The sequence below is a fragment of the Hydrogenophaga sp. A37 genome, from assembly GCF_002001205.1.
In the GTDB taxonomy this organism is placed as follows: domain Bacteria; phylum Pseudomonadota; class Gammaproteobacteria; order Burkholderiales; family Burkholderiaceae_C; genus Hydrogenophaga.
Map to the genome: position 1 here is coordinate 54,228 of NZ_MUNZ01000071.1, position 10,317 is coordinate 64,544.

The 10,317-nt window shown below is 63.9% G+C and carries 9 protein-coding genes; 1 reads left to right on the plus strand and 8 read right to left on the minus strand.

What is annotated here, in order from left to right; genetic code table 11:
* Nucleotides 1-81: 81 nt before the first annotated feature.
* The 8 genes from B0E41_RS05400 to B0E41_RS05435 all read right to left on the minus strand — a co-directional run bounded on the left by B0E41_RS05400 (nucleotide 82) and on the right by B0E41_RS05435 (nucleotide 9,737).
* Nucleotides 82-1,065, minus strand: a complete 984-nt coding sequence (locus B0E41_RS05400; protein WP_077329714.1) for a tripartite tricarboxylate transporter substrate-binding protein — start codon at nucleotides 1,063-1,065, stop codon at nucleotides 82-84.
* A 125-nt stretch (nucleotides 1,066-1,190) separates the two neighbouring features.
* On the minus strand, nucleotides 1,191-2,438 hold the full coding sequence (locus B0E41_RS05405) for an AMP-binding protein (protein ID WP_077329716.1): 1,248 nt from the start codon (nucleotides 2,436-2,438) through the stop codon (nucleotides 1,191-1,193).
* Between the two features lie 126 nt (nucleotides 2,439-2,564).
* On the minus strand, nucleotides 2,565-3,374 hold the full coding sequence (locus B0E41_RS05410; RefSeq protein ID WP_077329718.1) for an ABC transporter ATP-binding protein: 810 nt from the start codon (nucleotides 3,372-3,374) through the stop codon (nucleotides 2,565-2,567).
* Between the two features lie 206 nt (nucleotides 3,375-3,580).
* Entirely contained in the window at nucleotides 3,581-4,906 is a 1,326-nt protein-coding gene (locus tag B0E41_RS05415; protein ID WP_077329720.1) for an ABC transporter substrate-binding protein, read from the minus strand.
* A 49-nt stretch (nucleotides 4,907-4,955) separates the two neighbouring features.
* Nucleotides 4,956-6,032: a branched-chain amino acid ABC transporter permease gene (locus tag B0E41_RS05420; RefSeq protein WP_077329722.1), complete on the minus strand. Its 1,077-nt coding sequence runs from the start codon at nucleotides 6,030-6,032 to the stop codon at nucleotides 4,956-4,958.
* Between the two features lie 33 nt (nucleotides 6,033-6,065).
* Complete coding sequence (locus B0E41_RS05425) at nucleotides 6,066-6,995, minus strand: branched-chain amino acid ABC transporter permease (RefSeq protein WP_077329724.1); 930 nt, start codon at nucleotides 6,993-6,995, stop codon at nucleotides 6,066-6,068.
* Between the two features lie 16 nt (nucleotides 6,996-7,011).
* A complete protein-coding gene (locus tag B0E41_RS05430) occupies nucleotides 7,012-7,794 on the minus strand; it encodes an ABC transporter ATP-binding protein (protein WP_077329726.1) in 783 nt (260 codons plus the stop codon).
* Entirely contained in the window at nucleotides 7,791-9,737 is a 1,947-nt protein-coding gene (locus B0E41_RS05435) for an AMP-binding protein (RefSeq protein ID WP_077329728.1), read from the minus strand. Before B0E41_RS05435 ends, B0E41_RS05430 begins: the two co-directional genes overlap by 4 nt.
* 309 nt (nucleotides 9,738-10,046) lie before the next feature.
* On the opposite strand from B0E41_RS05435, the gene B0E41_RS05440 reads away from it, so the two are divergent.
* A partial coding sequence (locus tag B0E41_RS05440) for a hypothetical protein (protein ID WP_216350733.1) occupies nucleotides 10,047-10,317 on the plus strand: 271 nt, incomplete at its 3' end.

Sequence of the window (10,317 nt, forward strand, 5' to 3'; positions counted from 1 at the left end):
CGACGCGCACAAAAAAGCCGCCCGAAGGCGGCCTTGTTGCGTGCACCTGCTCCCTGTTGGGGGTGGGTGCGCTGGGTGTCATCAGTCGGCGAACTGGCCCGCTGCATCGATCACCGCCTTCAGCTTGGTGATCTCGCTGGTCACAAACGCCTTGTGGCCTGCCGGGGTCACGCGGTTGTCGCTCACGACAATGGCTCCGAGTTCGTTTTGTTTCTTGACGAACTCGGGGTCCTTCAGGGCCACCAGCAGGGCGTCGTTGAGCTTCTTCTGCACATCGGCCGGTGTGCCCTTGGGCGCGTACATGGCGTGCCAGATCGTCAGGTTGAAGCCCTTGAGGCCCATTTCCTGGAGCGATGGGTAGTCTTTGAGCAGCTTGTGGTTGCTCAAAGGTTTGGCGGTCGTGACGGCGAAGGCCTTGACGCGGCCGGCTTCGATCTGAGCGGTGGTGTTGGTGGTCTGGTCACACATCACGTCCACCTGGCCGCCGAGCAGGTCGTTCATGGCCGGGCCCGTGCCCCGGTAGGCGATGGTGGTCATGGACTTTTCCAGTTTCATCGCCGACTGCCACATCAGGCCACACAGGTGCGAGGCGGAACCCAGACCCGCGTGGGCCAGGTTGAGCTTGCCACCGTTGGCCTTGATGTAGTTCTCGAAGTCGCGGTAGGTGGCGGCGGGCAGCTTGGGGGCACCCAGCAGCGTCATCGGCACGTCGTTGATCATGCCGAGGTACTCGAAGTCTTCCAGCGGCTTGTAGGGCAACTTGCGGTACAGGCCGGCGGTGGCGGCCATGCCGATGTGCCAGACCAGCAGGGTGTGACCATCGGGTGCGGCGCGCGCCACCTTCGCGGCACCGATGGTGCCACCGGCACCGGCCGCGTTTTCCACCACCACCGTGGCGCCGCCCAGCGGCTTGCGCATGGCTTCGGCCAGCTGGCGCGCGACCAGATCGGTCGGGCCGCCGGCGGCAAAAGGCACCACCAATGTGATGGGCTTGCTGGGGAAGGCTTGGGCAAAAGCGCCGGCCGAGACGGCGGCGGTCAAGGCAAAGGCCAGGATCTTTTTCATGCGGGTGCTCCTATGAAGGGGTGATGTGACGGTGCATCGTAGCCTTCAATGCAAGCGCTGAAATGGCGGAAATTACTTAGCCAGCCACAGGGGAAAACCCTTTCGTGGCAGGTGTTTGCGTCAGATCAACGGTAGCTGCGCGCGTCCTCGATCACCTTGCCGTCGTTGGGCAGGCTGCCCGGTCGCACCACCTGCACCTGCCCGCGCAGTTTGGTGATCTCGCGCATCGCGATTTCGATCTGTTCGCGCAACCCGTCGCCCACTTCGCTGGCCTCCACCTGCAGGCACATCTGGTCATTCGCCATTTCGCCGCTGACCACCAGTCGGGCCTTGTGCACCTGTGGAAAGCGCTTGGCAATGTCGGCCACTTGGGCCGCGTGCACGAACATGCCCTTGACCTTGGTGGTCTGGTCGGCGCGGCCCATCCAGCCCTTGATGCGTGGCGCGGTGCGCCCGGTGGGGCAGATGCCCGGCAGGATGGCCGAGAGGTCGCCGGTGCCGAACCGGATCAGCGGGTAGGCCGGGCTGAGCGAGGTCACCACGAGCTCGCCCACCTCGCCGTCGGGCACGGGCGTGCCGGTGCCCGGGCGCACGATCTCGACAATCACGCCCTCGTCCAGCACCAGGCCTTCGCGCGCGTGTGTCTCGTAGGCCACCATGCCGAGGTCGGCCGTGGCGTAGGTCTGGTACACGTCCACGCTCTGTTCCTTGAACCAGGCTGTCAGGCTCGGCGGACAGGCTTCACCACCGACCGAGGCCTTGCGCAGGCTGCGGATGTCCGCTCCAGCCTCCTTGGCTTTCTCCAGCAGGATGCGCAGGAAGCTCGGCGTGCCGGTGTAAGCGTCGGGCTTGAGGTGCTGCATCGCTTCGAGCTGCTGCTCGGTCTGGCCGGTGCCGGCCGGGAACACGGTGCAACCCACGGCGTGCGCGCCCGATTCCAGGATGAAGGCGCCTGGCGTCATGTGGTAGCTGAAGCTGTTGTGCACCAGTTCGCCCGCGCGAAAGCCTGCGGCGAAGAGCGCGCGGCCGGCGCGCCAGTAGTCCTTGGCGGCGCCTTCGGGTTCGTAGATGGGGCCGGGCGACGCAAACACGCGTGTCATGTCGCGGCCCCAGTGCAGCGTGGAGAAGCCGCCGAACACGTTGTGCTCGCGCTTGGCCTTCTGGCGCTCCAGCAGCTCGTGTTTGCGCGTCACCGGGATGCGCGTGAGCGCGGCGCGGCTGTGGATGGCCGCCGCGTCGATGTCGCTCAGGATGTCGGCATACGCCGCGCTGTTCTGCTTCGCGTGCGCCACCTGCAACGGCAGCGCCGCCATCTGGGTGGCTTCACGGTGATCCTGCGAACGGGTTTCCAGAGTGTCAAAGAAGTCGGTCATATTCAAAACCACAAAAGGTGGATAGAGGTGTCTCAAACCAAGAACGCGGCGGAACCGGCTTTGCCGGGCCGCATCGCGTTGCCCCCTTGAGGGGGTGACGCCGAAGGCGGCGCGGGGGTGCTTCTTTCACGCGAGCCAACGCTTCCTGCGCTTGTAACTTTTGACGTCCTTGAACGACTTGCGTTCGCCACCGCCCATGCCGAGGTAGAACTCTTTCACGTCCTCGTTGTTGCGCAGGTCCGAGGCCAGGCCGTCCATCACGATGCGGCCACTCTCCATGATGTAGCCGTAGTCGGCGTACTTCAGCGCCATGTTGGTGTTCTGCTCGGCCAGCAGGAAGGTGACCTTCTCCTTGGTGTTCAGGTCCTTCACGATCTCGAACACCTCTTCCACGATCTGCGGCGCCAGGCCCATGGAAGGCTCGTCGAGCAGCACCACGCTCGGGTTGGCCATGAGCGCGCGGCCGATGGCGCACATCTGCTGCTCGCCGCCCGAGGTGTAGGCCGCTTGCGAGGTGCGGCGCGTTTTGAGGCGCGGGAAGTAGGTGTAAACCTTCTCCAGGTTGCGCGCGATCTCGGCCTTGTCGGTGCGCGTGTACGAGCCCGTCATCAGGTTTTCTTCGATGGTCAGGTGGGCAAAGCAGTGCCGCCCCTCCATCACCTGCACCACGCCACGGTTCACCAGATCGGCGGGCGTGAGGTTCTCAATGCGCTCGCCGCGCAGTTCGACACTGCCCTTGGTGACCTCGCCGCGCTCGGCCTTGAGCAGGTTGGAGATGGCGCGCAGCGTGGTCGTTTTGCCCGCGCCGTTGCCGCCCAGCAGCGCCGCGATCTTGCCCTCGGGCACATTGAGTGAAACGCCCTTCAACACCAGGATCACATGGTTGTAGATGACCTCGATGCCGTTGACGTTGAGAACGATGTTGGGTGTACTCATGTTGCTTCCTTAGGGATCCCTTGTCTGGACCATTCACAAGGCGCAGCACGCCAGCCTTGTGAATGGCAACTGAATTCAGTTGCCGGGGGAAAGACCCGCCGCGAGCGAGATGACCCTTCCAGGGACACCAAGGGTCCGGCTTCGCCGGCCCAAGGTGTCGCCCCCTTGAGGGGGTGACGCGCCACAGGCGCGGCGCGGGGGTGGGCTTAGCTCTGACAGTCTTGACCCGTTCTGCGCGTCAGCTTCTTCTCGGCCGCGTACTTGTCGGCCGCGGCCTTGACCATGGGCTTGAGCACCTGCTCATCGGCCTGCAGCCAGTCGCTTGTGAACTGCCACTTGCTGCCGTCCCAGGTGTGCACGCGGGCCCAGCTCGAACCCATGTGGTCCTGGCAGCTGGTGGAGATGGGGCGCATCACCCCCTTGAAGCCCAGCGCGTCCAGCTTGGCCTGCGTCAGGTTCAGGTTTTCATAGCCCCAGCGGGCCTGCTCGGCGCTGACCCACTTGCCTTTGCCGAAGCGCTCTTGGGCAGCGCGCACGCCTTCCACGGCCATCATGGCGCTCATGGCACCGCGCATGTACAGCACCGTGCCCACCTCTTCCTTCGGACCCGTGCCCTGGGCCTTGCCGTGCACCTTCTCCAGAATTTCCTTCACCACGGCGGAGTTCGGCTCGGCACCGTGCTGCATGGTCACGGCGTTGTAGCCCTTGGCGCCTTCGCCCACGTCTTTCACGTCCGGCTCGGCACCCGACCACCACACGCCGTACATCTTCTCGCGCGGGTAGCCGGTGGCCTGCGCTTCCTTCAGCGCGGTGGAGTTCATCACTCCCCAGCCCCAGAGCAGCACGTAGTCCGGGCGGCTCTGGCGCACCTGCAGCCAGGTCGATTTCTGTTCGATGCCGGGCGCGGTCACGGGCAGCAGTTGCAGTGTGTAGCCGTGGGCGGCTGCGCGCTCCTGCAACACAGGGATCGGCTCCTTGCCGTACGGGCTGTCGTGGTAGACCAGCGCGATTTTCTTGCCCTTGAGCTTGTCCAGGCCGCCTTCCTTCTTGGCGATGGTCTGGATCAGCGCGTCGGCGGCCAGCCAGTAGGTGCCTGCGAGCGGGAAGTTCCACTTGAACACGCCACCGTCTTGCGACTCACTGCGGCCGTAGCCAGCGGTGATCAGGGGGATCTTGTCGACCGGGGCCTTTTCGGTCAGCGCGAAGGTGATACCGGTGGACAGGGGCTGGAACACCGTGGCGCCGCCGTGTTTGCCCTTCAGGCGCTCGTAGCATTCCACGCCGCGCGCCGTGTCGTAGCCCGTATCGCACTCTTCGTAAATGATCTTCACGCCGTTGATGCCGCCGCGCGCGTTCGTCAGCTTCAGGTAGTCGGAATAGCCGTTGGCCCATGGCACGCCGTTGGGGGCATAGGCACCTGTGCGGTAGGGCAGGCCAGGGAAGAACTGCTCTTTGGCCTGGGCGAAGGCGTTGGACGTCATCAGCGTGGCGCAGGCCAGCGACACGGAAAGAGCCAGGTTACGTACTTTCATCATTTGTCTCCTAGAAGGAAAAGTCAGACACACACAGGAAAAACGGACATCAATGGGGAAAAGGCCAGAGGCGAAGCTTTTGCTTGCCAATGCTCCAGAGCTTGGCCAGACCGTGGGGTTCCACGATCAGGAACCAGACGATCAGCGCGCCGAACACCATGAACTCGGTGTGCGAGATGGCAGCGGTGGAAATCTCCACGCCAAACAGCGAACCCACGGCCGGCAGGAACTGGTTCAGGAAGATGGGCAGCACCACGATGAAGGCGGCGCCGAAGAAGCTGCCCATGATCGAACCCATGCCACCGATGATCACCATGAACAGCAGCTGGAACGAGCGGTCGATGGAGAACGCGGCAGGCTCCCAGGCGCCCAGGTGCACAAAGCCCCAGAGCGCACCCGCCACGCCGACGATGAACGAGCTGACCGCGAACGCGCTGAGCTTGGCGTACATCGGGCGGATGCCGATCACCGCGGCGGCCACGTCCATGTCGCGGATCGCCATCCACTCGCGGCCGATGGCCGAGCGCACCAGGTTCTTGGCCAGCAGGCCGAACACCACGAGAAAGCTCAGGCAGAACAAATACTTCTGCAGCGGCGTCTCGACGGCGAAGCCGAACACCTGCATGTTGGACACCGACACCGAGCCCGACGGGTTGTTGTTGGTGAACCAGCCGATGCGCAGGAAGGCCCAGTCGCAGAAGAACTGCGCGGCCAGCGTGGCCACCGCCAGGTAGAGGCCCTTCACCCGCAGGCTGGGGATGCCAAAGAACATGCCCACCAGCGTGGCGAAGAAGCCGCCGGCCAGCAGCGCCAGAATCAGCGGCATGCCCTCGATGCGGATGTAGGTGTTGTAGGCCATGTAGGCCCCCACAGCCATGAAGGCGCCCGAGCCCAGCGAGATCTGGCCGCAGTAGCCCACCAGGATGTTCACGCCCAGCGCGGCCAGCGCCAGGATCAGGAACGGGATCAGGATGGCGCGGAACATGTACTCGTCCACCAGAAACGGCACGCCGACGAAGGCGAAGGCGATCAGCGCGAGGATGGCCCAGCGGTCCTGTGCGATCGGGAAGATCTGCTGGTCGGTGCGGTAGGAGGTCTTGAATTGACCGTTTTCACGATAGAACATGGTGCGAGCCTTTTCTTTGCTTTTGTTGTGGCGTCAGACGCGGTCGATGATTTTTTCGCCGAACAAACCTTGTGGGCGAAACAGCAAAAAGACGAGGGCCAGCACATACGCGAACCAGATCTCGATGCCGCCACCGACCATGGGGCCGAGGTAGACCTCGGAGAGCTTCTCGCCCACGCCGATGATCAGGCCGCCGATGATGGCGCCGGGCACCGAGGTGAGGCCGCCCAGAATGATCACGGGCAGGGCGCGCAGGGCCACCGTGGTCAGCGTGAACTGCACGCCGAGCTTGGAGCCCCAGATGATCCCGGCCACGAGTGCCGTGATGCCGGCCACGAACCAGACGATGACCCAGATGCGGTTGAGCGGGATGCCGATGGACTGCGCCGCCTGGTGGTCGTCGGCCACGGCGCGCAGCGCGCGCCCGGTGCTGGTCTTCTGGAAGAACAGCGACAACACGATCACCAGCAGGGCCGCCACGCAGGCCGCATACACGTCTTCCAGGTTCACCAGCACGCCGCCTTCGAACATGCCTTCCAACAGGAAGACGGGGTCCTTGGGCATGCCCACGTCGATCTGGTAGATGTCGCTTCCGAAGATGGTCTGGCCCAGGCCGTCGATGAAGTAGGTGATGCCCAGCGTGGCCATGAGCAGGGTCACGCCTTCCTGGTTCACCAGGTGGCGCAGCACCAGGCGTTCGATCAGCCAGGCCAGTACAAACATGCACGCTGCCGCGACGGCGAACGCGAGCACGTTGCCCAGGAATTTGTTGTCCAGGCCCAGCCATTGCGGAATCCATTGCGAGAAGCGGGCCATGGCCAGCGCAGCGAACAGCACCATCGCGCCCTGCGCGAAGTTGAAGACGCCCGAAGCCTTGTAGATCAGCACGAAGCCCAGCGCCACCAGCGAATACAGCATGCCGGCCATCAGGCCGCCAAGGAGAGTTTCTAAAAAGAATGCCATCTGGTTGTCTCCGTGTTCAGTGGCTTGTGCCGAGGTACGCGCTGATGACTTCTTCGTTGTTGCGCACCTCTTCGGGCGTGCCGTCACCGATCTTCTTGCCGTAGTCGAGCACCACCACACGGTCGGAGATGTCCATCACCACGCCCATGTCGTGTTCGATCAGCACGATGGTGGTGCCGAACTCGTCGTTCACGTCGAGGATGAAGCGGCTCATGTCCTGTTTCTCTTCCAGGTTCATGCCGGCCATGGGTTCGTCGAGCAGCAGCACCTGCGGCTCCATGGCGAGTGCGCGCCCGAGGTCCACGCGCTTCTGCAGGCCGTAGGGCAGCTGGCCCACGGGCGTCTTGCGGAAGGCCTGGATTTCCAGGAAGTCGATGATGTGTTCGACGAACTCGCGGTGCTGTTCTTCTTCGCGCTGCGCCGGCCCGATGCGCAGCGCTTGCAGGAACAGGTTGCTTTTGATGCGCAGGTTGCGCCCGGTCATGATGTTGTCGATCACGCTCATGCCCTTGAACAGCGCCAGGTTCTGGAAGGTGCGGGCGATGCCCATCTCGGCCACCTGCCGGCTGTTCATGTGCTTGAAGGTCTGGCCGCGGAAGCTGATGCTGCCTTCTTGCGGCTGGTACACGCCGTTGATGCAGTTGAGCATGGAGCTCTTGCCGGCGCCGTTGGGGCCGATGATGGCGCGCACTTCGTGTTCCTTCACGTTGAAGGAAATGTCGGTCAGCGCCTTCACGCCGCCGAAGCGCAGGCTGATGTTTTGAACGTCGAGGATGACGTCGCCGATTTTCTTGGTCATGCCGCAGCTTTCACAGGAGCAAAGGTCTTGGCATCGCGCACTTGCAAGGTGGCGCTCACGCTGCCGGTGCGGCCGTCTTCGAACTTCACCTGGGTTTCGATGTACTGCTCGGTCTTGCCGCTGTAGAGGGCGTCGATCAGCGCGCTGTATTTGTCGGCGATGAAGCCGCGGCGGACCTTGTTGGTGCGGGTCAGCTCGCCGTCGTCGGCGTCCAGTTCTTTGTGCAGCACCAGGAAGCGGCTGATCTGGCTGCCGGCGAGCAGCTCGTCGCGGCTCAGATCGACGTTGACCTTCTCCACGCATTCGCGGATGAGTTCGTACACCTCGGGCTTTTGCGCCAGATCGGTGTAGCCGGCGTAGGGCAGGTTGCGGCGCTCGGCCCAGTTGCCCACGGCATCGAAGTCGATGTTCACCATCACACAGACCTGATCGCGCTGGTCGCCATAGGCCACCACTTCCTTGATCTGCGAGAAGAACTTGAGCTTGTTCTCCACGTACTTGGGCGCGAACATGGCACCGTCGTTGGCGCCGCCCTTGATGCGGCCCACGTCTTTCACGCGGTCGATGATTTTCAGGTGGCCCGAGGCGTCGATGAAGCCCGCGTCGCTGGTGTGGTACCAGCCGTCGGCGGTCAGCACCTCGGCCGTGGCCTCGGGGTTCTTGTAGTAGCCCTTGAGCAGGCCGGGCGACTTCACCAGGATCTCGCCGGTTTCGCTCAGCTTGATCTCCACGCCCTCGCAGGGCACGCCCACGGTGTCGGCGCGCGCTTCGTGGTCGGGCTGCAGGCAGACGAACACGGCCGTCTCGGTCGAGCCGTAGAGCTGCTTCAGATTGATGCCGATGCTGCGGTAGAAGCTGAACAGATCAGGGCCGATGGCTTCACCGGCCGTGTAGGCCACACGCACGCGGGAGAGCCCGAGGCTGTTGCGCAACGGCCCGTAGACAAAGAGGTTGCCCAGCGCGTACTTGAGGCCATCCAGGAAGCCGAGCGACTTGCCGTCCATCTTGGTGGGGCCGACGCGGCGCGCCACCTCCATGAAGGCGTGGAACATCTTGCGTTTGATCGTGCCCGCGTCTTCCATGCGGATCATCACGGTGGTCAGCAGGCCTTCGAACACCCGAGGCGGCGCGAAGTAATACGTGGGCCCGACTTCCTTCAGGTCGATGGTCACGGTGGCGCCCGACTCGGGGCAGTTCACCACGTAGCCGGCCACCAGCCACTGCGCATACGAAAAGATGTTCTGGCCGATCCAGGCAGGCGGCAGGTAGGCCAGCACCTCGTCTTTTTCGGTCAGCTTGTCGAAACGCGCGCCCACGGCGGCGCGGTCAATCAACGTGTTGTGGGTGTGCACCACGCCCTTGGGGTTGCCGGTGGTGCCCGAGGTGAAGAACATCGCGGCCACGTCGTCGGGCTGGGCGGCCTCCACCTGTTCGGTGAACAGCTGCGTGTGGATTTTCGCAAACGCCTGACCGGCGCCAATCAGCTCTTCCAATGCGGCCAGGCCCGGCTGGTCGTAGTTGCGCAGGCCGCGTGGATCGTCGAAGTAGATGTGCGAAAGCTGCGGGCAGCGGTCGCGGATCTCGAGCATCTTGTCGACCTGCTCCTGGTCTTCCACCACCGCGAAGCGCACCTCGGCGTTGTTGATCGGGAACACGCATTCGCCGCCCACGGCGTCCTGGTACAGCGGCACGGGGATCGCGCCCAGCGATTGCGCGGCCAGCATCGTGGCGTAGAGGCGCGGGCGGTTGGCGCCGATCACCACCATGTGCTCGCCGCGCTGCAGGCCGGCCTGGTGCAGGCCGCAAGCAATGGCTTCCACCAGCTGCGCCATGGCGGCCCAGGTCGTGGTTTGCCAGATGCCGTATTCCTTTTCGCGCATCGCCGCCGCGGTGGGGCGGCGTTTCGCGTGTTCCAGCAAGAGCCGGGGGAAAGTGTTTTGCATGGCCAAAATCTCCTGAGTCCGAGGGTCGTGGCAGACCGCTTCCGGGGCCGATGGGCACCCCACGTTCAAATCATTCTGGACGCGATGTTAGGCAGATGTTTGACGCCATGTTGTCGGTGCGACGACAATTGAAGGGTCTGCCCTCCTGGGACTTTCCCTAGGGATGTCCCGCAAAACGCGCTCGCGGAGGGCAGGCTGAGGCTTCAGCAGCGGTTCGCGCCTGCAGGGCCTGGACGCGGGGAACAAGACGCAGGCCGCCATGGCAGCGCAAGCGGTCCAACCGCGAGAAAGCACCACGAAAAACCGCGCATGATTTTTTTCATTTCCCTCTCGTTGATGCTTTGGGTCTCGCTGCGTTGGGCCTCGCGCCTCGCCAGTTCACCGGCCGACGGCTACTGGATCTTTGTGGGCATCCTGATGCTGCAGGTCGGCGCGATCACCGGCCTGACCTCCCTGGTCCATCAGCTGACCTCGGCGGGGTGGTTGCTGGTTCAGGGGTTAATGGGCGCACTGACCTTGTGGTTCACGGGCGGCTGGCGCCGGCCCACGCTGCTGGGTGTCGAACAGGCTGGGCTTCGGC

Bases quoted from the DNA above. Each gene is read 5' to 3' on its own strand.
- B0E41_RS05400 (WP_077329714.1), bottom strand. From the start codon at position 1,065: ATGAAAAAGATCCTGGCCTTTGCCTTGACCGCCGCCGTCTCGGCCGGC.
- B0E41_RS05405 (WP_077329716.1), bottom strand. From the start codon at position 2,438: ATGACCGACTTCTTTGACACTCTGGAAACCCGTTCGCAGGATCACCGT.
- B0E41_RS05410 (WP_077329718.1), bottom strand. From the start codon at position 3,374: ATGAGTACACCCAACATCGTTCTCAACGTCAACGGCATCGAGGTCATC.
- B0E41_RS05415 (WP_077329720.1), bottom strand. From the start codon at position 4,906: ATGAAAGTACGTAACCTGGCTCTTTCCGTGTCGCTGGCCTGCGCCACG.
- B0E41_RS05420 (WP_077329722.1), bottom strand. From the start codon at position 6,032: ATGTTCTATCGTGAAAACGGTCAATTCAAGACCTCCTACCGCACCGAC.
- B0E41_RS05425 (WP_077329724.1), bottom strand. From the start codon at position 6,995: ATGGCATTCTTTTTAGAAACTCTCCTTGGCGGCCTGATGGCCGGCATG.
- B0E41_RS05430 (WP_077329726.1), bottom strand. From the start codon at position 7,794: ATGACCAAGAAAATCGGCGACGTCATCCTCGACGTTCAAAACATCAGC.
- B0E41_RS05435 (WP_077329728.1), bottom strand. From the start codon at position 9,737: ATGCAAAACACTTTCCCCCGGCTCTTGCTGGAACACGCGAAACGCCGC.